Origin of the sequence: Sinorhizobium sp. NG07B (genome assembly GCF_002532005.1) — a bacterium.
Taxonomy (GTDB): Bacteria; Pseudomonadota; Alphaproteobacteria; order Rhizobiales; family Rhizobiaceae; genus Sinorhizobium; species Sinorhizobium fredii_C.
On the sequence record NZ_NWTD01000006.1, the window covers coordinates 195,053 to 218,496 of the forward strand.

Genomic DNA, 23,444 nt, shown 5'->3' on the forward strand with positions numbered 1-23,444 from the left:
AGCCAGGACGGCGACTGACAGCGACGGCTTTAGATGATCGAACACGCGCCCTTTGTCCTCTTCCGGGACGACAGCGAAGACCGCACGACAGTCTTCGCTGAGCCGTCGCGCGTGATCACGGCGCGCACGCGGGCCGAGTTCCGCCGTGGACTTTCAGAACTCGAGGCTGCCCGCCGTGCCGGCAAATGGCTCGCCGGCTATATGGCCTATGAGGCGGGCCATCTCTTCGAGGAAAAGCTCACGCCCTTCGCCGAGGAAAACCGCGAGACGCCGCTGATGTCCTTTGGTGTCTTCGACGCGCCGGCGGAAGGCCACCCCCTCGCCGAGCCGCGCCGACGCCTGGAAAACGAACCGTTCCTTTCCGAGGCCCGCGCCCGCTGGGATCTTCCTGCCTATCGCCAACGCTTCGAGCGGCTGCACCAGCACCTGCGACGGGGCGATTGCTACCAGGCGAACCTGACGATGCCGATCCACGCGCGCTGGTCCGGCGACCCGCGCGCCGCCTTCTGGTCGCTGATCGAACGCCAGCCGGTGAAATACGGGGCACTCGTGGCGCTCGACGGGCCGCTCCTGCTGTCGCGCTCGCCCGAGCTCTTCTTCCGTGTCGATGCGGACGGCTGGATCGAGACGCATCCGATGAAGGGCACGGCACCACGCGGGGCGACCGCTGGGGAGGACGCGGCGATCATCGCCGAGATGCGCGAAGACGAGAAAACCCAGGCCGAAAACCGGATGATCGTCGACCTGCTGCGCAACGACATCTCCCGCGTCACCGCGGTCGGTACGCTCGATGTGCCGAAGCTCTTCGAGATCGAGACCTACCCGACCGTTCATCAGATGGTGAGCCATGTTCGGGCCAAGCTCCTGCCGGACATTACGATCGCCGACATCTTCGCCGCCCTTTTTCCGTGCGGCTCCGTGACCGGCGCGCCGAAAATGCGGGCCATGGAAATCCTGCACGAGCTGGAATCCGGCCCTCGCGATGCCTATTGCGGGGCGATCGGCTTCATCGCGCCGAACGGCGTCATGCGCTTCAATGTGGCGATCCGGACGATTTCGCTATTTCCCGACGGCCGCGCCATCTTCAATGTCGGCGGCGGCATCGTCTTCGATTCCAAGGCCGAGGCCGAATACGACGAGTGCCTCTTGAAGGCGCGTTTCGCCGTCGGCGACGCCGAGATCGACCGATGACGGATTTCTCGCTGATCGAGACCCTGCGCTACGAACCGGAGGCCGGCTTCGTCCGCCTTAGGCTGCACCTTGCCCGACTGACGCGGTCCGCGAGGCGTCTCGGTTTTGCCGGCACCGCGGAGGCCGAGGCGCGGCTGTTCGAGGCAGTCCGCAACTCGCGCGGCGCTTTGCGCGTCCGCCTTACGCTCGACCGCGAGGGTGCCATAGCGGTTACGACCGCGCCGTTCGTGCCGCTGTCGGCCGATGCGCTGTGGCGTGTCCGGATCGCTTCGACCCGGCTCGATTCTTCGGACCGGCTGCTTCGCATGAAGACGACGCGGCGCGGCGCCTACGAAACGGCGCGCAGCGAGTTTTCCTCGGCCGAGGCCGACGAGGTGGTGCTGCTGAACGAGAAGGGCGAGATCTGCGAGGGGACGATCACCTCGATCTTTCTCGACGACGGCGACGGCATATTGCAGACGCCGCCGATCGCCTGTGGTCTGCTCGCCGGCGTGCTGCGCAGCGAACTCATCTGCCAGCGGCGCGCGCGAGTGGCGCGGCTGTCGGCTGCCGACCTTCGGCGCGGCCGTCTCTATGTCGGCAATTCACTACGAGGTCTGATCCGGGCGGAACTCGTGGTCTGAGCCTGGCAGGGTGTAGCGCTTCACCCGGTCGCGGCCCTCGCGCTTCGCCAGATGGAGCGCCTGGTTGGCGCGGGAATAGATATCGCTGACCTTGTCGCCGTCGCGATACTCCGCAAGCCCGACCGAACACGTGTAGTAAAACTCCGGAATGTTGGAGAGCGGCCTGGCGCCTCGTATCTTCTCCAAAAGGCGATCGAGGATGAGGTTCGACTCGCTGACCGTCGTATCGGGCAGGATCAGCATGAACGCCTCGCCGCCGATGCGGCCGAAGCAGTCGGAGCGGCGGACGAAGCCTTGCATCTGGCGTGCGAAGTCGAGCAGGACCTCGTCGGCGCGCTGCGGGCCGTAACGGTCGTTGATCGCCTTGAAATAGTCGATGTCGACAATCGCCACGCAACCCCACATCTGCGGATTCTCGGCGCAGTCCTGGATGAACTCGGCAAGCTTCCCGAGCGTATGGCGGCGGTCGGGGACGTGGACCAGTTCCTCCACCGGCGAATCCCGCAAGGCGAAATCCCTGTCCTTCCGGTGCTTGCGCTCCTCCTCCCGTATCCCGGTCACGTCGACCGCCATGGAGAGCGTCCAGCCCTTTTCGTCAACGGTCTCGGTCACCCACAGCGACCGCCCGTCATGCAGTTCGGCTTCCGACGCACGAGACGGCACGCTGCGGCGCCGCGCGAGCGCCGTGGCGATCCAGGTCTCGATGTCGTCGATCCCGAGCATTGCGCCCCGGCCTGCCGCGTGATTGCGGCGCATGATCTCTTCCCATGTCGGCGACTCGTCGGCGCCGACATGAAAAGTGGAACGGAATGCCGAATTGGCAAAGCGCAGCCGATCGTGCTGATCGTAGAGCGAGATCAGCACGGGCGATCGGGCTTGCAAACCCATCAGGGCCTTGAGGTAATCACCGGTCACGGTTGGTCTGCTCCAGCTTGAACAACAAATCAATCACGGCGCGAAGCGGACGGATCAACTAAAGCTATAGCACGAAAAGCTTGCGGCAAGTCGTACAACATGTGAAACCAAGGGAAAATGGCTAAGTCGCAGAACGTGCCGAATTCGCACATGAAGCACACACCTTATGACGGTTCGTCGAAGCCCTTCACGATCGGGCTCACGCAGCTCGACCCCGATCGCTGGATCGAGCCGGACGAGGCGCTGGACTTTTATCTCAGCGAAAAGGCGAGGCTGCTTGCCACAAGCCGCCAAGAGGTCTTCGCGGCCGAGGACGGGACCGACACTGCCCAGTGGGAATTGCTCGATCTTCTGACCGACTACCTCCAGCACCGCTACCCCGAGCTTTATCGGCGGGAAAACGGCACGATGATCGCCGGCGGCCGCCGCGTTGCGTTCGACGACGACGTTCCTCTCGTCATCGCCGGCTCGCTGATCCAGGATGATCTGGCGATCCTCGAACGCAAGGCCGGCGAATGGCGGCTTACCGCCGCCTATGTCGCCTTTCCGTCGTCCTGGTCTCTCCGTGAGAAGTTCGGCCGGACGCTCGACGAAATTCACGCCCCGGTGCCTGGCTTCGAGCGCGGAAGCCGCAATGCGGAGCTGATCGCCCGCATGTTCGACAATCTCTCGCCGGCCCGCTTCGTCGAGCGCTTCAACTGGGCGGTCAATGTCGACGGCGCGCTGCATCTGCCGAAATCGAAGGCCGAGGGCATCGGCGCCGAGGCCGTCCACCTGACCGAGGACGGCACCTTCATTCGCGTCGAGAGGCAGACGCTTCGCAAGCTGCCGCGAACCGGCGCGATCGTCTTCACCATCCGCATCTATTCCGACCCGGTTGCCGCGCTCAGAAACAGGCCCGACGCGGCCGCTCTTGCCCGCGTCTTCATCGGACAGTTGAACGACCTGACGCCGCCGCAGGCGGCCTACAAGGGCCTCGTCAGCAAGCGGGAGGCGCTGATCTCGGCCCTCCTATCGATAGCCGGTTAAGCAATATCCGAAATCGCGGTTGACCCGCCGGCCCTTTATTGTGACACGAAACTATGCTCTAGGGCCTCACGCGAGATTCCGAGGCGCGCTGTTCCGCGCGCATTCAAGCAGCATCAGAGACGTTTTGTCAGGAGAGACGCAAAAATGGCAGACACCAGCTACCCGGTCTATGGCGAGATTACCGGCCCGATCGTGATGATCGGCTTCGGTTCGATCGGCCACGGCACCTTGCCGCTGATCGAGCGCCACTTCAAATACGACAAGAGCCGGCTGATCGTGGTGGAGCCCCGTGAAGACGCCAAGGACACGGAGATTTTTGCCCGCCACGGCGTCCGCCACGTCCGCGCCGCCGTGACCAAGGACAATTACAAGGAACTGCTGAAGCCGCTCCTGTCCGAAGGCGGCGGCCAGGGCTTCTGCGTCAACCTCTCGGTCGACACCTCGTCGCTCGACATCATCAAGCTCTGCCGCAAGCTCGACGTACTCTACATCGACACGGTCGTCGAGCCGTGGCTCGGCTTCTATTTCGACTCCGAGATGGACAACGCCGCGCGCACCAACTACGCGCTGCGCGAGACGGTGCGCCGCGAGAAGGAAAAGAACCCAGGCGGCACCACGGCGATTTCGACCTGCGGCGCCAATCCGGGCATGGTCTCCTGGTTCGTCAAGAAGGCGCTCCTCAACCTCGCCGACGATCTCGGCCTCAAATACGAGGAACCGCACCAGGACGACCGTGAAGGCTGGGCCAAGCTGATGAAGAAGGCCGGCGTCAAGGGCATCCACATCGCCGAGCGCGACACCCAACGCACCAAGCACCCGAAGCCGCTCAACGTCTTCTGGAACACCTGGTCGGTCGAAGGCTTCATCTCGGAAGGCATGCAGCCGGCCGAACTCGGCTGGGGCACCCATGAGAACTGGATGCCGAAGAACGCTAGGAGACACAAGAAGGGTTGCCAGGCGGCGATCTACCTCGAGCAGCCGGGCGCCAACACCCGCGTGCGCAGCTGGTGCCCGACGCCGGGTCCGCAATACGGCTTCCTCGTCACCCATAACGAATCGATCTCGATCGCCGACTTCTTCACCGCCCGCGACAAGAACGGCGAAGTCACCTATCGGCCGACCTGCCACTATGCCTATCATCCGGCCAACGACGCGGTCCTGTCGCTGCACGAAATGTTCGGCAACGGCGGCACGCCGCAACCGGTGCACCACGTGCTCGACGAGACGGAACTCGAGGACGGCATCGACGAACTCGGCGTGCTGCTCTACGGCCACGAAAAGAACGCCTACTGGTACGGCTCGCGCCTGTCGCTGGAGGAAACCCGCCGCATCGCCCCCTATCAGAACGCCACCGGCCTGCAGGTGACGAGCGCCGTTCTCGCCGGCATGGTCTGGGCGCTGGAGAACCCGAAGGCCGGCATCGTCGAGGCCGACGAGATGGACTACAGGCGCTGCCTCGAAGTGCAGCTTCCCTATCTCGGTCCGGTCGAAGGCCACTACACCGATTGGACGCCGCTCGACGGCCGGCCCGGCCTCTTCCCGGAAGACATCGACACCAAGGACCCCTGGCAGTTCAAGAACATCCTTGTCCGCTAAGCCGATTGCGCCCGGAGCTCGCTGGCTCCGGGCGCCCCGACCATGATTGTCGCGCCGCGGCGCCGCTTCCTCCTCTTGCTTGCAGCTCACAACTGAACGGCGAAATCGAAAGCCTCCTGCGGCTTGGGCGCAACGCCCGGCGTACAAAGTCGCCCTGGAACGCTGTTCCGCTGCTCAATTTGCCGTCAAGCCGGTTCCGGCGGAGCGAATTATGCGGTAGAGCGGGGCGAACAGAAGTCTGTAGCGGCATTGCGTTTGCATTCCGCTTCAACTCGTGACGCGGGAGAAACGCCGATGAAGCCACTCGCCATACTGACCATTCTCGCAACCGCCACGGCGCTTGCATCCTGCCAGTCGTCTCCGAGGGAAATCCGCCAGGCGCCGCAGGTACGGGCGAGCGGCGTGGAGGGCGCCTGGGTCGATCCGAACGGCATTATCTCTACCTTTGCCGGCGGCACCTTCTCGACGCGCACCACCGACACCAACCAGCTTCTCGCTTCCGGCACCTATGTGAATGTCAGCCCGACGCTCGTCGAGATCAACATGACCTCTCTGGTCAGGAATACCCAATCCAGGGTCAACTGCGCGCTCGTATCACCGGCGCAGCTGAACTGCACGACGGATGCAGGCGCCCAATTCTCGCTCGCCCGCCAGGGCTGAGCAGAGATCCGACAATGCATGTCAAAGAAGCCTCCGACCGGAGGCTTCTTTGTTTCTGAGCCGGCTTAACCCTACTTGGAATCCGGCAAAGAAGAGACGTGTTTAGCGCTTGAAGTCCGGCGCGACTGATGAAAACATCCGGCCTGCTGAAATGCCTCGGCCGGGCGATGATTTCCGACTGGGGCCTGCAATCGGCTGAAGACGACAGGCAACAGGAGAACATCATGATCAAATCCATGCGGACCGGCCTCATCACCGCATCCCTTCTCGCCCTTTCATCGGGCGCCGCCTTCGCCGATTACGAATTGAACATCCTGCATATCAACGATCTGCACTCGCGCATCGAGTCGATCAACAAGTTCGATTCGACCTGCTCGGCCGAGGAGGAAGGCAAGAACGAGTGCTTCGGCGGCGTCGCCCGTCTGAAGACGCTGATCGACCAGAAGCGCCAGGAGCTTACCGGCAAGAACGTGCTTCTGCTCAATGCCGGCGACAACTTTCAAGGATCGCTGTTCTTCACCACCTACAAGGGCGCGGCGGAAGCGGAATTCCTGAACCTGATGAAGTTCGACGCGATGACCGTCGGCAACCACGAGTTCGACGAAGCCGAGGACGGTCTCGCGAGCTTCCTCGACAAGGTCAAGTTCCCCGTCGTCACCGCCAATGTTCTTCCTAGCCACAAGTCGAAGATCGGCGACCGTATCAAGCCGTCGATCGTGCTCGACCTCGGCGGCCAGAAGATCGGCATTGTCGGCGCGGTCGCCAACGACACGCCGGAGCTCTCCTCGCCGGGCCCGGACATCCTGATCGGCGAGGACGTGGCGACGATCACCAGCGCCGTCGACGAGCTGAAGAAACAGGGCCTTAACAAGATCGTCGCGCTGACGCATGTCGGCTATCCGCGCGACCTCGCAGCGATCGCCAAGATCCCGGATGTGGACGTCGTGGTCGGCGGCCATTCCCACAGCCTCCTCTCCAACACCGACGAGAAGGCCGAAGGCCCCTATCCGACGATGGTCGACAACCCCGGCGGCTACAAGGTGCCGGTGGTCCAGGCGGGCTCCTACAGCAAGTATCTCGGCGACCTCGTCGTCACGTTCGACGACAGCGGCGTCGTCAAGGCCGCCAAGGGCGATCCGATCCTAGTCGATTTCTCCATCAAGCCGGATGAGGCAGTGGTCGCGCGCGTCAAGGAGCTCGCTAAGCCGATCGAAGAACTGCGCACGAAGATCGTCGCCAAAACGGAAGCGCCGATCGACGGATCGCGCGAGAATTGCCGGGCGAAGGAATGCGAGATGGGCAGTCTCGTCGCCGATGCCCTGCTCGACCGCGTCAAGGGCCAGGGCGTGACGATCGCCATCACCAATGGCGGTGGCCTGAGGGCCTCGATCGACGCCGGCGACGTGACGATGGGCGAAGTGATCACGGTGCTGCCCTTCCAGAACACCGTCGCGACCTTCCAGTTGAAGGGTGCCGATATCCGCGCGGCGCTGGAGAACGGCGTCAGCCAGGTCGAGGAAGGCGGCGGGCGGTTCCCGCAAGTGGCCGGCCTCAAATTCTCCTTCGATCGTTCAAAGCCCGCCGGCAGCCGCCTTGTTTCGATCCAGGTGAAGGAGGGTGACGCCTTCAAGCTGCTCGATCCGGAAAAGACTTATTCGCTCGTCAGCAACAATTTCATGCGCGGCGGCGGCGACGGCTACGCGGTCTTCAAATCCAAGGGCGAGAACGCCTACGACTACGGTCCGGGTCTCGAAACGGTGCTGGCAGACTATCTTGCGGCGCATCAGCCGTTCAAACCCTATACGGACGGCCGCATTTCGGAGGTCGCCGCTGCGGCCGGCACGACGCCGGCGGAACCGGCTGCCGAAACCAAGCCGGCCGAAAGCGCTGCCGCGGCACCCGCCGCCCAGCCATCGGGCGGAACCGCATCGGCCGCTGGCGGACCGCAGAAGCACGTCATCGCCCGGGGCGACACGCTCTGGGATTTGGCCGAGTCCTTCTACGGCAACGGCTTCGAGTGGAAGAAAATCGCGGCAGCCAATGGCGATCCGGCCCCGCGCGCGCTCGAGATCGGGAGGGAACTGGAGATTCCGGCGAAGTAAGACAATTTGCCTCTGTGGCAAAGGCCGGTGCGGGCTTTCCCGCGCCGGCTTTTCTTTTTAGAAGGATTTGAAAACAGAGGCGCTGCTAAACATATAAACGCCCGTGAGGAAGACGATGACAGACCTAGTTGCCGAACCGACCGCCGCTGCTCACCCCGCCGTTAAATCGGGGAAGGTCGGCGTCCTGCTGGTCAATCTCGGCACGCCGGACGGCACCGATTACGCTTCCATGCGCCGCTACCTCAAGGAGTTCCTCAGCGACCGCCGCGTCATCGAATGGTCGCGCCTCTTCTGGTACCCGATCCTCTACGGCATCGTGCTCAACACGCGCCCGCAGAAGGTCGGCAAGGCCTATGAGCTGATCTGGAACAGGGCGCTCAACGAAAGCTGGCTCAGAACCTACACGCGCAACCAGGCCGCACTGATGGCCGAAGGCTTCGCCGATCGCCCGCACGTCGTCGTCGATTGGGCGATGCGCTACGGCCAGCCTTCGATCGCCTCGCGCATGGAGGCGCTGCAAAAGCAGGGCTGCGAGCGCATCCTGGTATTTCCGCTCTACCCGCAATATGCAGCGGCAACGACCGCTACGGTCAACGACAAGGCCTTCGAGGCGCTGTTGAAGATGCGCTGGCAGCCGGCGTTGCGCACCGTCCCTCCTTACCACGACGACCCGGTCTATATCGACGCGCTCGCCACGTCGATCGAGCGCCACCTGGCAAGGCTCGACTGGCAGCCGGAGGTCGTTCTGGCGTCGTTCCACGGCATTCCGAAAAGCTATTTCGAGCTTGGCGATCCCTATTATTGCCATTGTCAGAAGACGGCGCGGCTCTTGCGCGAGAGGCTCGGCTGGTCGAAGGAGAAGCTGCAGGTGACCTTCCAGTCGCGCTTTGGACCGGAGGAATGGCTGCAGCCCTATACGGACGCGACGGTCGAGAGGCTCGCCAAGGACGGCGTCAAGCGCATCGCCGTCATCAATCCGGGCTTCGTTTCCGATTGTCTGGAGACGCTGGAAGAAATCGCCGGCCAGGCGGCCGAAAGCTTCCATCACAATGGCGGCGAGAAGTTCGCCCATATCCCCTGTCTGAACGACAGCGCCGAAGGCATGGCCGTGCTCAACCACGTCGTGCGCCGTGAACTCGAGGGCTGGCTGTAGTTGCAGCGCCCTTTCTTCTGATGTAGAATACACCGCTGAGTTGAACGTAGCATTGGTCGCCCGACCGCTGAGGAGGGCACGTGGAGCTACTGGATCCCCTCTTCGACCCGCAAAGCTCCTATGTCTCGACAGGGAGCCTTCCGCCGTCCGATCATGTCGCACGCCTGGTCACGCAGGCCCACGAACGCTTTGCCTCCGTCGCGCTGGGACAGAACTCCCAAGTCTATCCGGCCCTGGCCCACGTGCCGAGCAATCTCTTCGGCATTTGCGTCGTGAGCGTTGACGGGCGCGTGTTCGCCGTCGGAGACGCGGAACATGAATTCACCCTCATGAGCGTCTCCAAGCCGTTCATCTTCGCTCTGATCTGCGATGTGATCGGCGCCACCGGCGCGCGTGAGCGGCTGGGCGTGAATGCGACCGGCTACGCCTTCACTCCGTTGCCGGGACCGAGCGCAACGCGGAGGGCCGCAGCAATCCGATGGTCAATGCCGGAGCCATCGCCACGACGAGCCTGGTGCCGGGAGAGACCGAGGAAGCGAAATGCGCTTCATCAGCGAGGGCCTGTCTCGCTTTGCCGGAAGGCAGCTGTCCGTCAACGATGAAGTCTATGACTCCGCTTCCCGAACAAACTCCCGGAACCGGAGCATTGCCTGGATGCTGGAAAGCCTCGGCCGCATCTATTGCGATCCCATGGAGGCGACGGAGCTCTATACCCGGCAATGCTCGCTGAACGTCAGCGCCAAAGATCTCGCCGTCATGGGCGCAACGCTCGCGCATGGCGGCTTCAATCCGCTGACGCGCGAACAGATCGTCAGACCCGAAGTCTGTCACTATGCCTTGGCGGTCATGCTGACCGCCGGCCTCTACGAGACCTCCGGGGACTGGCTCTACGAGATCGGGCTGCCGGGCAAAAGCGGAATCGGCGGCGGCATCGTTACTGTCTCGCCCGGAAAAGGGGGTCTCGGCACCTTCGCGCCGCCTCTCGACGAGGCGTGCAACAGCGTCAAGGGACAATTGGTGGCGCAATTCCTGTCACAACGGCTCGGGCTCGATCTGTTGATGTCACCGCCCGGTTGATGGCCGGCGCGCCGCTTCAGCTAGCTGAAGAAATCGCCAGGTCCAAAGGGGACTATCTATGGCCGCGACGACATCCGCCCAGCAGGAACTTGCGGAAGAGCGAGCCTCCTGGATTCCCATGGTCGCGATTGCATTCGGCCAGGCGATCATGTCTTTCAATGTGGCGTCCTTGCCCGTCGCGCTTGGCGGCATGGTCAAAGTTTCCAGGTTGCACCGACGGTGGTAGCCACCGGCATCGTTGCCTACTCGATGATCGTCGCGGGCTTTGTCATGCTGGGTGCAAAGCTCGTACAGCGGTTCGGTGCGCTGCGCGTCTTCCGGCTGGCTGTCATTGTGTTTGGACTGGCGCAGGTTCTCATGACCTTCAGCCCAAACGCGACGGCCATGATCACTGCGCAGGCGCTGTGCGGTGCCGCCGGCGCCGTCATCGTTCCCGCCCTCATCGCCTTGATCGCCGAAAACTACCACGGCACCCAGCAGGCGACGGCCTTGGGCGCATTGGGATCGGCCCGGGCAGGCGCCGGCGTGCTGGCATTGCTGATCGGCGGCGTGCTCGGCACCTATATCGGCTGGCGGCCGGTCTCCGGAATCCTGATCGCCGTCTCGGCGCTCGTCCTGCTGCTGAGCTTCCGGCTCAAGCCAGATCACGGTCGCCCTGAGGTGCGGATCGGCTTCCTCGGCGTGCTGCTTGCCGCAACGGCGATCATTCTTATCAGCTTCGGCTTCAACAATCTGAACGGTTCGGGACTTGCTCTGGCTCGGCCGACTGCACCGTTCAACGTGCTTGGCCTGTCGCCGGCACCGATCCTGATTCTCATCGCATCGTGCTTGGCCCGGGATTTCTGCTGTGGACGCGGCGCCGCGAGACGGCCAACGCTGTCGATCGAGATCCAGTCGCAGGTGAACCTCGACAGCATCACCTTTGCCAGCAACGAAAGACTCGAGAGCATAGTCGCGGCCACCACCGCGACGCCCGACCAGAAGGCCGAGGCGCTTCGCATCAACACAGAGGCGAGGCTGCGGGCTCTCAAGCTCGGCTTCCTGATGATGGCCGGGCTCGCTCTCCTGACGATCCTGCCGGCCGGCAAGCTGCCCAACTATCGGCCGGGCGAGATCCCCGAGGGCTGAAGGCGCTACAGCGCGTTCTTACGGAGCCGGCCGTCTTTCATGACGACGGCCACGTTTTTCTCCGGATCTTCGATCAGGCGGATGTCCGCGAGCGGATTGCCATTGAGAACCAGGATATCGGCAAGCGCGCCTTCCTGTATGACGCCGAGCTTGCCCGGAAAAGGCGTGCGAAGATTGGAGAGCGCCAGCAGTTCCGCATTGACCGATGTCGCCATACGGCGCGTTTCGGCGTTGGTGTACCAGCGGCTGAGATGGGTGAGCATGATGCCCTGGCGCCGCGTCACTTCAGGGGAGAACAGCACATCCGACACCCATGCCGCCTTGATCCCGTGCTTGCGAACGAGCTCGTAGGTTCTCGGTGTTCCGGCAAAGACCTGCTGCATGCGTTCGGCCGATGGCCCTGCCTCCGGGGCGATATCCTTCGTCGACAGGAAAGGCTGGGTGCTGAGCCAGACTTCCTTGTCGGCCATGAGCCTTGCCGTCTCCTCGTCCATCAGATGCGTATGCTCGATGCAGCGCACTTCCGCCGCGATCGCCCGCTGGACGGTGTTCGGGGCATAGGCATGGACAGTGACGTAATGTTCCAGTCCCGAGCAACGTCAATCGCCGCACGGAGTTCCTCCTCGCCGAAGGCGCGGACCCGGTATCACGCCGCTGTCGATCGCCTGCTTGAAAGAGAAGACGGGACTGCCCAGGTCACGGACGGCGGTAAAGCCGCGCAGGAGTGTCCGTTCCGCTTCGGCCGTGGAGGCGGAGAACACGAAGCCTGGATCGCAAGTCGCTATGACCGTCAAGGGAACTGCGGCATACAGCGTGTGCAGTGCGCATCGATCATGCCCGGCATCAGAACGCGATCGCCGCAATCGATCACGGTCGCGTCGAACGGCGGAGCCCTGTTCGTCGCATCTGTTGCCCTCGATCAGGACCTGAACCCCGGCCCGCAAAGGTCGGACTTGCCATCGAACAACCGGATTTTGCTCAAGAGAACCTTGGAGGCGGGTCCCTGGGCGAAGGATGGCCCAGGCATTATCCCAGTGGCGGCCGCGGCACCCGCACAAGCAAGAAAGCTCCTGCGGGAAAATTCTTCCAAGCGGCGCGATGCTTGCTGTAAAACGGGGCTGAAGCAGCCGCAGCCAGTGCCGTGCACGAGGTGTTGATACTTGGTACCCACCCGAATCATGACGCCGCTCCGGTTTCACGTCATCAGAAGACCATGGCCAGACTTTCGTTGGGTGAGCGGAATATCCAATACCGCGTGTATGCGCACGCATGATACGCGCCGCATCAGATCCTGATCGTTGAGCCGGAAAGCCTTGCCGCTGGCTCCGAGGTCTGCGCCTAGCCTGCCAACCTGACGTCCGCCGCGTCGGCGAGCACACGCGCGAGAATGCGATTGCGACCCAGCATCTTGGCTTCGTAAAGAGCGGCGTCCGCCTCCGACAGCAGGCGGCCCGGCTCGGCCTGCAGGATATGCCCGATTGCCGAGGCTATGCCGATGCTTGCCGTGACAGATCCAAACTCGCTTTGCGCATGGGCGACTTTCTCCTCGCCGAGCAGACCGGCGAATTTCTCGGCAACGATGGCGGCCGCCTTGTCGTCGGTGTCCGGCAGCAGCACGACAAATTCCTCGCCACCGTAACGGGCGACGATATCCGCCGGCCGTTGCGCGGAATTCAAAAGGCACTTGCTGACAAGACGCAGGCACTGATCGCCGGCCGGATGTCCGTAAGTATCGTTGTAAGCCTTGAAGCGATCGATATCGATCATCAGGAGGCTGAGCGGCGTATTGATCCTGGCGCATCTCGCCGCCTCGCGCACGAAGGCTTCATCGAAGGCGCGGCGGTTGACAAGGCCGGTCAAGCCGTCCGTCTCCGCCAGGTTCTTCAACTGCTCGGCCGAAAGCCTGAGTGCCATTTCGGCCTGTTTCATGACGGTGATGTCCGAGACGACCACCATCGCGGTCCCGCCGGGCGCAAGCCTTGTCCTGATGCTGTGCCAGTCGCCGTTCTGATGCTGAACCTCTTCGTCCTTGTTGCAGTGCAACGTGGAAGTCGCCTCACTGATCCATTCATCCACGGATTCGTAAGGCACGTTGAGCCGCTCTCGGGTTTCGGCGACGCAGCGGACAATGTCGCTGATATGCGCACCGATCACCCGGGCTCTGCCCGACAGCGGAAAAGCGCTGCGGTATTGCTCGTTGCAGAAGAGGAGATAGCCATCCCTGTCGAACATCGCGAAGCCGTCGGACATCCCCGCCATCGCATGGGAGAGCAGGTTCTTGCTTTCCCTGAGTTCCCGCTCGAGCGCGGTGCGTTCGGTAATGTCCCGGGTTACGCCCGCCAGCCCGATCACCCGTCCCTCCCTGTCGCGGAGAGGCACCTTGGAGGCGAGCAGGTCGCGGCCCTCGATGTGTTCGAGGGAATCGATAAGGGGCACGCCCGTGCGCATCACCTCCTGCTCGCGATCGTAAAGCTCCTCGGCGAGCCGTCGCGGATGGAGATCGAAATCCGACAAACCCACCATCTCGGCCGTCGTCCTCATACGGTAGAGGCGGATCATGTTCTCGTTGACGGTGATGAAGCGGCTGTCCCTGTCCTTCACGTAGAGATAGTCGGGCGATTGCGAGAACGCCGTCTCGAGCATTCTGCGCTCGAGTTCCAGGTGCTGGGTCGTCAGCACGATGAAACCGCAAACAATGGTCGCAGCGCAATTCATCGCCGCCATGGGCAGACCCATTGTCGCCAAAGCATGGCTCTTCGACAGAGTGGGCAGCACCGCCATCAGCACGACCAGCAGGATTCCGACCGCCGCGCCGAGCACGACGACATGCAGAAGGGTCGGCGATCTCTTCTTCATCAACAGATTGACGCTAAGGCCCATGCCCGTGACGGCGATGATCGCCACCACGCCATCGGGTGCGGCGACACCGCCGAGCGCGATCCGGAAAATAGCCGCCAGGGTTGCGCCGATGGCCGCCGCGAGCGGACCGCCGAACATACCGGCCAGTGCCAGCGGTGCGTAGCGCAGGTCCATATGGATGCCGGAACTGAATTCCACGGCCAGCAGGATCGAGCCGATAGAGGCGATGCCGGCCATCAGCCCGAACAGGATTTTCTCGTGTCCGGCAAACCGCCGGCGGAGCCAGATCGACAGATGCGCCCAGATCGAAATCGACAGGCTTACAAATGCAAGGTTGCCAACAAACTGCCCCCAAATGCCATTCATCGCGCTGCGTTCGGCCTTTCATCACCTGTAGAAGACCGACCTTAAACGACAACTGGTTTGAGCTTTATTAAGTTCGAACCGGCACCGGGCAGTAGCAAACGCAGAAAGATACTTTCGCTTGAATTATTCCCGCGAATCGCCGCGTCATAGGCCGGGCAGCACTCCAGGTCTGGAGCTGCAAAGAGGGAGGATTGTCCTTGGGCGGCTTGGATTATGCGGTCATTGCGCTCGTCGTTCTCGTTTTCCTGACGCTTTTCGCCGGGATCAAGACGGTTCCACAGGGTTACCGTTACACGATCGAGCGCTTCGGACGATATATCAAGACCCTCGATCCCGGTCTGAATTTCATCATCCCCTACTTCGATCGCATCGGCGCGAAGATGAATGTGATGGAGCAGGTGCTCGACGTTCCGACCCAGGAGGTCATCACCAAGGACAATGCCAGCGTATCGGCCGATGCGGTCGCCTTTTATCAGGTGCTGAACCCCGCCCAGGCCGCCTATCAGGTCGCCAATCTTGAAAACGCCCTCCTCAACCTGACGATGACCAATATCCGCTCGGTCATGGGCTCGATGGATCTCGACGAGCTGCTTTCCAACCGCGACACGATCAACGACCGGCTGCTGCGCGTCGTCGACGAGGCGGCCAATCCCTGGGGCATCAAGATCACTCGCGTCGAGATCAAGGATATCGCCCCGCCGACCGACCTCGTCGAGGCGATGGCCCGGCAGATGAAGGCGGAGCGCGAGAAGCGCGCGCAGGTGCTCGAAGCGGAAGGCGCCAGGAACGCGCAGATCCTGCGCGCCGAAGGCGCCAAGCAATCGGCGATCCTCGAGGCGGAGGGGCAGCGGGAAGCTGCCTATCGCGAGGCGGAAGCGCGCGAGCGCCTGGCGGAAGCGGAAGCCAAGGCGACCCGCATGGTCTCCGAAGCGATCGCCGCCGGCGACGTGCAGGCGATCAACTATTTCGTCGCGCAGAAGTACACGGAAGCCCTGGCTTCGATCGGCACCGCCAACAACCAGAAGATCGTCCTGATGCCGATGGAAGCCTCCTCGCTGATCGGTTCGCTCGGCGGCATCGGCGCGATCGCCCGCGAAGTCTTCGGCGACGGGCAGCCGCCCGCTCCTTCTCGCCCGCGCCAGTCGACGCCGCGCACCGGCCCGGCGCCGGGCCCCGCCGAGAACGCGTGAGGATCGGTCGATGATCGAGCGCATCGCCTTCGAGCTCGGCCCCTGGAACTGGTGGGTCCTGGGCCTCCTGCTGCTGGCGGCGGAAGTGATCTTGCCGGGCGTGTTCCTCGTCTGGATCGCGCTTGCGGCGCTTTTGACCGGCGTCCTGTCGCTCCTCCTGTGGGACACGGCCTTGTGGGTCTGGGAGGTGCAGCTCGTCACCTTCTCGCTGCTCGCGCTCTTCTCCGTGGTGATCGGGCGGCGCTTCGTCGTCTCCTCGTCGGAAAGCGACGAGCCCCTCCTCAACAGGCGAGGCGAAAGCCTCGTCGGCCGCACGGCCGTGCTCGAGCAGCCGATTGCCGAAGGCCGCGGCCGCGTCCGCCTCGACGATACGACCTGGCTGGTCGAAGGACCGGATCTGCCCGCCGGCACCCGCGTGCGCATCGTCGCAAGCAGCGGCCGCCAGTTGACCGTCGAGCAAGCCTGAAACCCTCGCATCTTCATGGCTGATTTCGCTTCAGAAACGATTGCTTAACCACGTGCCTTTACGATTGCGAAACGATTGCAATCAGGTTTGCGGACAAACGGCAGATGGCGCCCAGGTTTTCACGCTCGATCACGGCGGGCGCCTCGCTTGCGAGAAAGCGGGCCTGGCTGTCGGCGGGCTGTGCGCTTCTTTTCGCCCACACGGCGACCGCGCAAAGCCTTGATGCGCCGCAAGCCGCAACCACCGCAGTCACTGGCAGCACGATTGAGACCGGTGCCTCCCCGGCGGCCACCGATCCCCAGACGACCGGCGCCGTCGCCAGTTCCGATCTGCCCCCGGCCTTGGACGAGGATTTCAACCGCCTCAACCGGCGCGAGGAAACGACCGACGGGCTGCGCATGCGCATCGATCCGGAAGCCGGCCAGGCGCCGGGCATCCGCATCGGCAGCTTCGTCCTGAAGCCGGCGCTCAGCGAAACGTTCAATCACGAGCGGCAGAAGAATGGCAGCGCCAGCCAGAGCCGGACCTTTCTCGAGACGGGCCTAAAGGGCACGCTCACATCCGACTGGGCGCGCCACCAGCTGAGCGTCACCGGCGAAGGCGTCCTGCAGGACAATATATCGGGCGAAGGCGAAGAAGAGCCGCGCGCCGACGTCGATGCGGAACTGCGCCTCGACTTGAGCGACGAAACGACGGCCAAGTTAAGCGCCGGCTACAGTTTCGAGCGCGAGGACGCCAACGATCCGAACGCTATCGCCAATGCCGTGGAGCAATCGGCGGTCAACACCTACCGGCTGGGCGCTGCCGTCGAGCGCGACCTCGGCCTCGTCCGCGGTTCCCTCGGCCTCGACTTCGAGCGCCAGACCTATGGCGATGTCGAGCTCGACAACGGCACGACGCTGTCGCAGGAGGACCGCAACCGCAATACCGGCACGCTTACCGGGCGGCTCGGCTACGAGCTGTCGCCGGCCCTCATTCCCTTTCTCGAAGCCTCGGTCGGCAAATCCATCTACGATCTCAGGCGGGACACGCTCGGCTTCGAGCGTTCCTACATGAGCTATGCCGGCCGCGCCGGTATGGAGTTGGACCTCGGCGAGAAGCTCAACGGCGAACTCGCGCTCGGCTATGAGACGTTTCGGCTCGACGACGACCGGCTGGGCGACTTGGGCGGCCTGTCGGTCGACGGGCGGGTCAACTGGTCGCCCAAGCGCGGCACCGACGTGCTCTTCGGGCTCCTGACCTATCTCGATCCGTCCACGACAGCGGGCAATCCGGGATCGATCAACTATGAGCTGACGAATATCATCACCCACCAGCTGCGTTCGTCACTGGTGGCGACATTGTCGAACAGCCTGACATTGCGCGATTTCCCCTCGGATGCCGCCGCCTCCGACGAGGCCACCTGGCGGACCGGCGCGGGTCTCACTTGGGACATGAGCCGCTATCTGGCGCTCACCGGCGATGTCAGCTACGAGCGCACCAACAGGGATATCGGCCCCTCGAGCGATACGACACGCGTCGGCGTCGGCCTGACGCTGCGGCGCTGAAGCAAGCGGATTCCGCTTCAAAGAGAAAGGCCGCGCCAGAGGGACGCGGCCAGTCTCCGTCGTTCAAATCCGCTCGAAGCGCAAGCGATCACTTCAATCCATGCAACAGCGTCTTGAGCGGCCCTTCGACGATCGGGCGGATGTCGGCGCGCTCGAGCGCAAAGGCAACGTTTGCGAGGATGAAGCCGTCCTTCGCACCGCAGTCGAAAGTCTCGCCGCGGAAATGATAGGCGGCGAAGGGCTGCGCGCCGGAAAGCTTCACCATGCCGTCGGTCAGCTGGATCTCGTTGCCGGCGCCGCGTTCCTGGCGCTCGAGAATCGGGAAGATTTCCGGCTGCAGGATATAGCGGCCGTTGATGAAGAAGTTGGACGGGGCCGTTCCGGGCGCCGGTTTCTCGACCATCTTGGTGATCTTGAAGCCGTCGCCGACCCGGTCGCCGACGCCGACGATCCCGTATTTGTGCGCCTGGTCGGGGGCGCATTCCTCGACGGCGATGACATTGCCGCCGCTGTGCTCGTAGAGCTCGACCATGCCCTTGAGGCAGCCCTTCTCGCCCTTCATGATCATGTCGGGAAGAAGCAGCGCAAAGGGCTCGTTGCCGACGAGATCGCGCGCGCACCACACGGCATGGCCGAGCCCGAGCGGCGCCTGCTGGCGGGTGAAGCTCGTCGTGCCGGCCTTCGGCAGCATGGCTTCGAGCAGCTCGATTTCCGCCTTCTTGTTGCGCTCCCGGAGCGTCTGGTCGAGTTCGACCTGGATGTCGAAATAATCCTCGATGACCGCCTTGCTGCGACCGGTCACGAAGATCAGATGCTCGATCCCTGCCTCCAGCGCCTCGTCGACGACATACTGGATGACCGGCTTGTCCACGACCGTCAGCATTTCCTTCGGCACTGCCTTGGTGGCGGGAAGGAAACGCGTTCCCAGGCCTGCGACCGGGAAAACGGCTTTGCGAACTTTACGCTTGTCGGTCATGAACACCTCCTTGGAGTGGACCTCAGTCGAGCCTGAAACAGGCGAATTGAATCGGTTTTAGTCGTCATTTGCCATTTTTTGCGAAGGAAGACGACTCGGCAATTTCATGGTAAAGACTTTGTTGACTTCGTTTCTGTAGGCTTCTCCACTGACCCGAAACGGCTGCTGCCGTTCGGCCTCACGAAGGACCGCATGCTGCCCCACACGCGGCGCGCTTGCGGGGAAGATTCGCAAAACCCGGAGTAATCCGTCCGGCATGAACGCTGGCTGAATGCTCCGCCGAGAAACGGAACCGACAGCAGATGATCAGAAACCGCAGGACGTTCTTCCGACATATCGCCGCCGCTCTCGTCGCCGCCGCCGCGCTGGGTTCATCGCCGGCGCGGGCGGATCAAGGTTTTCAGAACTGGATCAACAACTTCTACGCAACGGCCGCCAAGAGCGGCATCAGCCAGGCGACCTACCGCAAAGCTTTCGCCGGCGTGATGACGCCCGACCCGGCCGTCATCGAGAAAGCCAACTACCAGCCCGAATTCAAGCACAAGATTTGGGAATATATTGACTCGCGTGTCAATCCTTACACCAGGCGCATAGGCCAGGAGATGGCGGCCAAGCACGCGCGCACGCTCGACTCGCTCGAGCGGCATTTCGGCGTCGACCGCACCATCCTGCTGGCGATCTGGTCGATGGAGTCGAATTATGGCGCCGTCCTGCAGAAGGACGACCGGCTGCACTATGTGCCGCGCGCGCTCGCAACGCTTGCCTATGCCGACCCGAAGCGCGCCAAATTCGCCAGGACCCAGCTGATCGCGGCCTTGAAGATCCTGCAGAGCGGCGACATCACCCCGCGCGAGCTCACCGGCTCCTGGGCGGGCGCCATGGGGCATACGCAATTCATCCCGACCAGCTACCTGCTCTACGCGGTCGACGCCGACGGCAACGGCCATCGCGACATCTGGAATTCGGTTCCCGATGCGCTGGCGACGGCTGCCAACCTCTTGAAGAAGAACGGCTGGCAGCCGGGCGAGACCTGGGGTTACGAGGTCGTGGCGCCGGCCAATGCGGCCAAATATTCTGGCCAGACGAAGACGCTCGGCCAATGGGCCGCGCTCGGCTTCCTTCGCCCGAACGGCAAGGGGTTCCGCAACTCGAAAACCCGCGCCGAACTCAAGCTGCCGGGCGGCGGCGGCGGTCCGGGCTTCCTGATGACGCGCAACTTCTTCGTGATCAAGCGTTACAACGCCTCCGATTCCTATGCGCTCGGCGTCGGGCTTCTCGCCGACCAGATCGCCGGCTATGCCGGCATGCAGCAGCGCTGGCCGCGGCCCGACGGTTCGCTCGACATCAGCGAGAAGTTCGAACTGCAGAACCGGCTCAAGGAACTTGGCTATTACGATGGCGAGGTGGACGGCAATTTCGGCTCGGGCTCGAAAGCCGCGATCCAGGCCTTCCAGACGCAGAACGGCCTGACGCCGGACGGCGAGCCGACGCAGAACCTGCTGCGCGCCCTGCGCCGCTAAACGCTCGCCACGACCTTCCCGGATCACGGCGATTTGCGATCATTCGGTCCCAAATCGCTTTGATTTGGCGTATGGTTGAGAGCGCGCCTGCCATTCGACGGTGATTGTAAGCATGTTTAGAACCAGAGATGCCGGGAAAGGGTCGCTTCTCCTGCGTTTGACGCCGGTCTTCCTGGCTGCGGCTGCGATGCTGGTCACCGGCTTCCTTGCCAGCATGGCCGAGGCGCAAGAGCCCGTCCCGCGTCGCACTTTTTTCCAACGGCTCTTCGGCGGCTTCGCGCCACAGCGGCGAACTTATTATCAGGATCAGGGCGCCTATCCGCCGCAACCGCGGCCGCGTCGCATACAGAGGCGGCGGCAGCAGCCGGCCGAGCAGCAGCGGCCGCGCCAGCAGCGCGCCAAGCCGCGCGTCGTGGACGCCGCCCCGCCCGCTCCGGTCGTCGAGAAGTCGCCGGACGCGAAAAAGGTCCTGGTCGTCGGCGACTTCGTTGCCGGAAGTCTTGGCGACGGCCTGAAGACTGCCTTCGAGATGACGCCAGGCGTCGTGGTGGAGACGCGCGCCAACGGCTCGTCCGGCCTCGTCCGGGACGACTACTTCGATTTGCCGGAGAACCTGCCGGGCTATGTCGCCGAACTCAAGCCCTCGGTCATCGTCGTCAGTCTTGGCGCCAATGATCGCCAGATGATGCGGATCGGCGAAACCAAGGAGGCGTTCCGCAGCGACCTGTGGATGGCGGAATACCGCAAGCGCGTCAACGCGCTCGCCGCGCTGGCTCGAAAGGACAATCTGCCGCTTCTCTGGGTCGGCATGCCGCCATTCCAGTCGACCGCCATGACCGCCGACATGGTCACCTTCAACGGCATCTATCGCGAGGAGGCGGAGAAGGTCGGCGGACAGTTCATCGACATCTGGGACGGCTTCGTCGACGAAGGCGGCAAGTTCGTTCTGACCGGCTCCGACATCAACGGCCAGCAGGTCCGCCTGCGCGGCTCCGACGGCATCAACCTGACCAAGGCGGGCAAGCGCAAGCTTGCCTTCTATGTCGAGAAGGACATCCGCAAGCTTCTCGGCGAGGCAGCCGCGGACGCGGACGTGCCGGGTGCCGGGGAACTCAAGGATCTTGTGGTTACCGCCCCGCTTGCCAACGAGGATATCGTCAAGACGCCGCCGATCGGCGTCACCGATCCGGCGCTCGACGGCGCCACAGCCCTTCTCGGAGCGGGCGCGCCTGAGAAGGGCACCGGAAAGAGCCCGAGAGATCTGCTCGTGGAAAAGGGCGAGGTACCCACCGCCCCAGTCGGCCGCATCGACGATTTCCGGCTGGCAAAGCCCGCAACGGTGATCAGCAATCCGCTGTTGCGGAATGCACAGCCATAGATTCTTTGCCCCTCATCCGCCTGCCGGCACCTTCTCCCCGCAGGCGGGGCGAAGGACGCGCGCCACATCGCCTTTGTCCCTTCGCCGGAAGCGGGGCGGAGGAGAACCGTCGCGCCGTCCATCCTCTCCCCGCGCGTGGGGAGAGGCTTAGTCCTCGGGTTAAACCCGAGGAGAGGGGCACAAGGAAGGCAATGCCTTTACCTCGGCAGCACCGTCGATCCCATCAGCGCCTCGTCGATCGCCCGGGCCGCCTGCCGGCCTTCGCGGATCGCCCAGACGACGAGCGATTGGCCGCGGCGGACGTCGCCGGCTGTCCAGAGCTTGTCGACCGAGGTCCTGTAGTCCCGCTCGTTGGCCACGACGTTGGTCGAACCGCGCCGGTCGGTGTTCAGCGACAGCCTGTCGCCGAGGTCCTTTAGCACGCTGGTCGTGAACGGGCCGCGGAAGCCTATGGCGATGAAGGCGAGGTCCGCCTTGATGATGAACTCGGTACCGGCAATCGGCTTGCGCCGATCGTCCACCTGGCAGCACTTGACGCCCGTCAGGTTGCCGTCCTCGTCGCCGATGAATTCGAGCGTGGCGACCTGGAACTCGCGAACGGCACCCTCGGCCTGGCTCGATGAGGTGCGCATCTTCGTTGCCCAGAACGGCCAGACAGCGAGCTTGTCTTCCTTCTCCGGCGGCTGCGGGCGGATGTCGAGCTGCGTCACCTTGACGGCACCCTGGCGGAAGGCCGTGCCGACACAGTCGGACGCCGTGTCACCGCCGCCGACGACCACCACATGCTTGCCGCCGGCGAGGATAGGCTCGGACGGCCAGCCGACGCTGTCGATGTTCTCGCGGCCGACGCGGCGGTTCTGCTGCACCAGATAGGGCATGGCGTCGTGCACGCCGATGAACTCGACGCCCGGGATCCCAGCATCGCGCGGCGTTTCGGAGCCGCCGCAATAGAGCACCGCGTCGTGGTCGTCGATGAGCGTTTGGACAGCCAGGTCGACGCCGACATTGATGCCGCAGTGGAAGGTCACGCCTTCGCCCTTCATCTGTTCGACGCGGCGATCGATGAAGTTCTTCTCCATCTTGAAGTCCGGAATGCCGTAGCGCAGCAGCCCGCCGGGCTTCGATTCGCGCTCGTAGACATGAACCTCGTGGCCGGCGCGGGCAAGCTGCTGCGCAGCCGCCATGCCGGCCGGTCCAGAACCGATGATCGCGACCTTCTTGCCGGTCTTGGTAACGGCCGGCTGCGGCACGATGTAGCCCATCTCATAGGCTTTGTCGGCGATCGCCTGCTCGACCGTCTTGATCGCCACCGGGACGTCCTCGAGGTTCAGCGTGCAGGCTTCCTCGCAGGGCGCCGGGCAGACGCGGCCGGTAAATTCCGGGAAGTTGTTGGTCGAATGCAGGTTGCGGATCGCCTCGTCCCAGTTGCCGTTATAGACGAGGTCGTTCCAGTCCGGGATCTGGTTGTGTACCGGACACCCGGTCGGCCCATGGCAGTAAGGGATGCCGCAGTCCATGCAGCGAGCGGCCTGCTTCTGCACTTCCTGGTCGGACATCGGAATGGTGAATTCACGAAAATGGCGGATGCGGTCGGACGCCGGCTGGTACTTCGCCACCTGCCGGTCGATCTCGAGAAATCCAGTAACCTTGCCCATCTTACGATCCTGA

The 23,444-nt window shown here is 63.4% G+C and carries 19 protein-coding genes and 1 pseudogene; 15 read left to right on the forward strand and 5 right to left on the reverse strand.

Annotation, left to right across the window (positions count from 1 at the left end; all coding sequences use genetic code 11):
• Positions 1-33: 33 nt before the first annotated feature.
• Together CO664_RS20710 and CO664_RS20715 are read left to right on the forward strand one after the other, a co-directional pair.
• On the forward strand, positions 34-1,191 hold the full coding sequence (locus tag CO664_RS20710; protein WP_097539759.1) for an aminodeoxychorismate synthase component I: 1,158 nt from the start codon (positions 34-36) through the stop codon (positions 1,189-1,191).
• Positions 1,188-1,814, forward strand: coding sequence for an aminotransferase class IV family protein (locus CO664_RS20715; RefSeq protein ID WP_097539760.1), 627 nt, complete (start codon positions 1,188-1,190; stop codon positions 1,812-1,814). The genes CO664_RS20710 and CO664_RS20715 overlap by 4 nt, the downstream gene beginning before the upstream one ends.
• Here the strand turns inward: CO664_RS20715 and CO664_RS20720 are convergent.
• Positions 1,779-2,729 carry a sensor domain-containing diguanylate cyclase gene (locus tag CO664_RS20720; protein WP_097539761.1) on the reverse strand — a complete coding sequence of 317 codons (951 nt, stop codon included), beginning with the start codon at positions 2,727-2,729 and terminating at the stop codon, positions 1,779-1,781. The two genes, CO664_RS20715 and CO664_RS20720, sit on opposite strands and share 36 nt — an antisense overlap.
• A 117-nt stretch (positions 2,730-2,846) precedes the next feature.
• On the opposite strand from CO664_RS20720, the gene CO664_RS20725 reads away from it, so the two are divergent.
• The 7 genes and pseudogenes from CO664_RS20725 to CO664_RS20755 all read left to right on the forward strand — a co-directional run bounded on the left by CO664_RS20725 (position 2,847) and on the right by CO664_RS20755 (position 11,474).
• Positions 2,847-3,758 (forward strand): DUF3445 domain-containing protein, encoded by a 912-nt coding sequence (locus CO664_RS20725; RefSeq protein WP_097539762.1) that lies wholly within the window; start codon positions 2,847-2,849, stop codon positions 3,756-3,758.
• Between the two features lie 144 nt (positions 3,759-3,902).
• A complete protein-coding gene (locus CO664_RS20730) occupies positions 3,903-5,354 on the forward strand; it encodes a homospermidine synthase (protein ID WP_037420244.1) in 1,452 nt (483 codons plus the stop codon).
• A 294-nt stretch (positions 5,355-5,648) separates the two neighbouring features.
• Positions 5,649-6,014, forward strand: a complete 366-nt coding sequence (gene omp10, locus CO664_RS20735; protein ID WP_097539763.1) for an outer membrane lipoprotein Omp10 — start codon at positions 5,649-5,651, stop codon at positions 6,012-6,014.
• Positions 6,015-6,238: 224 nt separating this feature from the next.
• Positions 6,239-8,116 (forward strand): bifunctional UDP-sugar hydrolase/5'-nucleotidase, encoded by a 1,878-nt coding sequence (locus CO664_RS20740; RefSeq protein WP_097539796.1) that lies wholly within the window; start codon positions 6,239-6,241, stop codon positions 8,114-8,116.
• Between the two features lie 115 nt (positions 8,117-8,231).
• Positions 8,232-9,269, forward strand: a complete 1,038-nt coding sequence (hemH, locus tag CO664_RS20745; protein ID WP_097526676.1) for a ferrochelatase — start codon at positions 8,232-8,234, stop codon at positions 9,267-9,269.
• Positions 9,270-9,511: 242 nt separating this feature from the next.
• Positions 9,512-10,346 (forward strand): annotated as a pseudogene (gene glsA / locus CO664_RS20750) (glutaminase A).
• Positions 10,347-10,565: 219 nt separating this feature from the next.
• Entirely contained in the window at positions 10,566-11,474 is a 909-nt protein-coding gene (locus CO664_RS20755) for an MFS transporter (RefSeq protein WP_234820291.1), read from the forward strand.
• Positions 11,475-11,479: 5 nt separating this feature from the next.
• On the opposite strand, the gene CO664_RS31245 is transcribed toward CO664_RS20755, so the two are convergent.
• Complete coding sequence (locus tag CO664_RS31245) at positions 11,480-11,995, reverse strand: hypothetical protein (RefSeq protein ID WP_234820292.1); 516 nt, start codon at positions 11,993-11,995, stop codon at positions 11,480-11,482.
• A 42-nt stretch (positions 11,996-12,037) separates the two neighbouring features.
• Between CO664_RS31245 and CO664_RS31710 the strand changes: the two genes are divergently transcribed.
• A complete protein-coding gene (locus CO664_RS31710; RefSeq protein WP_337441823.1) occupies positions 12,038-12,631 on the forward strand; it encodes a hypothetical protein in 594 nt (197 codons plus the stop codon).
• Between the two features lie 181 nt (positions 12,632-12,812).
• Here CO664_RS31710 and CO664_RS20765 read toward each other — a convergent pair whose 3' ends face one another.
• On the reverse strand, positions 12,813-14,699 hold the full coding sequence (locus CO664_RS20765; protein WP_097539764.1) for a diguanylate cyclase: 1,887 nt from the start codon (positions 14,697-14,699) through the stop codon (positions 12,813-12,815).
• A 197-nt stretch (positions 14,700-14,896) separates the two neighbouring features.
• Between CO664_RS20765 and CO664_RS20770 the strand changes: the two genes are divergently transcribed.
• The 3 genes from CO664_RS20770 (at position 14,897) to CO664_RS20780 (ending at position 17,902) form a co-directional block, all read left to right on the forward strand.
• Entirely contained in the window at positions 14,897-15,889 is a 993-nt protein-coding gene (locus tag CO664_RS20770; protein WP_097526678.1) for an SPFH domain-containing protein, read from the forward strand.
• A 10-nt stretch (positions 15,890-15,899) separates the two neighbouring features.
• Complete coding sequence (locus tag CO664_RS20775; protein ID WP_097539765.1) at positions 15,900-16,355, forward strand: NfeD family protein; 456 nt, start codon at positions 15,900-15,902, stop codon at positions 16,353-16,355.
• 104 nt (positions 16,356-16,459) lie between these two features.
• The gene (locus CO664_RS20780) at positions 16,460-17,902 is read left to right on the forward strand and encodes an outer membrane beta-barrel protein (protein ID WP_097539766.1); all 1,443 of its coding nucleotides are present in this window, start codon (positions 16,460-16,462) and stop codon (positions 17,900-17,902) included.
• Positions 17,903-17,990: 88 nt separating this feature from the next.
• Here CO664_RS20780 and galU read toward each other — a convergent pair whose 3' ends face one another.
• Positions 17,991-18,878: a UTP--glucose-1-phosphate uridylyltransferase GalU gene (gene galU, locus CO664_RS20785; protein WP_037420256.1), complete on the reverse strand. Its 888-nt coding sequence runs from the start codon at positions 18,876-18,878 to the stop codon at positions 17,991-17,993.
• Between the two features lie 302 nt (positions 18,879-19,180).
• Between galU and CO664_RS20790 the strand changes: the two genes are divergently transcribed.
• On the forward strand, positions 19,181-20,398 hold the full coding sequence (locus CO664_RS20790) for a lytic murein transglycosylase (RefSeq protein ID WP_037420258.1): 1,218 nt from the start codon (positions 19,181-19,183) through the stop codon (positions 20,396-20,398).
• Positions 20,399-20,510: 112 nt separating this feature from the next.
• Complete coding sequence (locus CO664_RS20795) at positions 20,511-21,776, forward strand: GDSL-type esterase/lipase family protein (protein ID WP_097539767.1); 1,266 nt, start codon at positions 20,511-20,513, stop codon at positions 21,774-21,776.
• A gap of 197 nt (positions 21,777-21,973) precedes the next feature.
• On the opposite strand, the gene CO664_RS20800 is transcribed toward CO664_RS20795, so the two are convergent.
• Entirely contained in the window at positions 21,974-23,431 is a 1,458-nt protein-coding gene (locus CO664_RS20800) for a glutamate synthase subunit beta (protein ID WP_037420264.1), read from the reverse strand.
• Between the last annotated feature and the right edge of the window lie 13 nt (positions 23,432-23,444).

Bases quoted from the DNA above. Each gene is read 5' to 3' on its own strand.
- CO664_RS20725 (WP_097539762.1), top strand. From the start codon at position 2,847: ATGGCTAAGTCGCAGAACGTGCCGAATTCGCACATGAAGCACACACCT.
- hemH (WP_097526676.1), top strand. From the start codon at position 8,232: ATGACAGACCTAGTTGCCGAACCGACCGCCGCTGCTCACCCCGCCGTT.
- CO664_RS20740 (WP_097539796.1), top strand. From the start codon at position 6,239: ATGATCAAATCCATGCGGACCGGCCTCATCACCGCATCCCTTCTCGCC.
- CO664_RS20775 (WP_097539765.1), top strand. From the start codon at position 15,900: ATGATCGAGCGCATCGCCTTCGAGCTCGGCCCCTGGAACTGGTGGGTC.
- CO664_RS20710 (WP_097539759.1), top strand. From the start codon at position 34: ATGATCGAACACGCGCCCTTTGTCCTCTTCCGGGACGACAGCGAAGAC.
- CO664_RS20715 (WP_097539760.1), top strand. From the start codon at position 1,188: ATGACGGATTTCTCGCTGATCGAGACCCTGCGCTACGAACCGGAGGCC.
- CO664_RS20800 (WP_037420264.1), bottom strand. From the start codon at position 23,431: ATGGGCAAGGTTACTGGATTTCTCGAGATCGACCGGCAGGTGGCGAAG.
- CO664_RS20765 (WP_097539764.1), bottom strand. From the start codon at position 14,699: ATGAATGGCATTTGGGGGCAGTTTGTTGGCAACCTTGCATTTGTAAGC.
- CO664_RS20795 (WP_097539767.1), top strand. From the start codon at position 20,511: ATGTTTAGAACCAGAGATGCCGGGAAAGGGTCGCTTCTCCTGCGTTTG.
- CO664_RS31710 (WP_337441823.1), top strand. From the start codon at position 12,038: ATGGACAGTGACGTAATGTTCCAGTCCCGAGCAACGTCAATCGCCGCA.
- CO664_RS20730 (WP_037420244.1), top strand. From the start codon at position 3,903: ATGGCAGACACCAGCTACCCGGTCTATGGCGAGATTACCGGCCCGATC.
- CO664_RS20790 (WP_037420258.1), top strand. From the start codon at position 19,181: ATGATCAGAAACCGCAGGACGTTCTTCCGACATATCGCCGCCGCTCTC.
- omp10 (WP_097539763.1), top strand. From the start codon at position 5,649: ATGAAGCCACTCGCCATACTGACCATTCTCGCAACCGCCACGGCGCTT.
- galU (WP_037420256.1), bottom strand. From the start codon at position 18,878: ATGACCGACAAGCGTAAAGTTCGCAAAGCCGTTTTCCCGGTCGCAGGC.
- CO664_RS20780 (WP_097539766.1), top strand. From the start codon at position 16,460: ATGGCGCCCAGGTTTTCACGCTCGATCACGGCGGGCGCCTCGCTTGCG.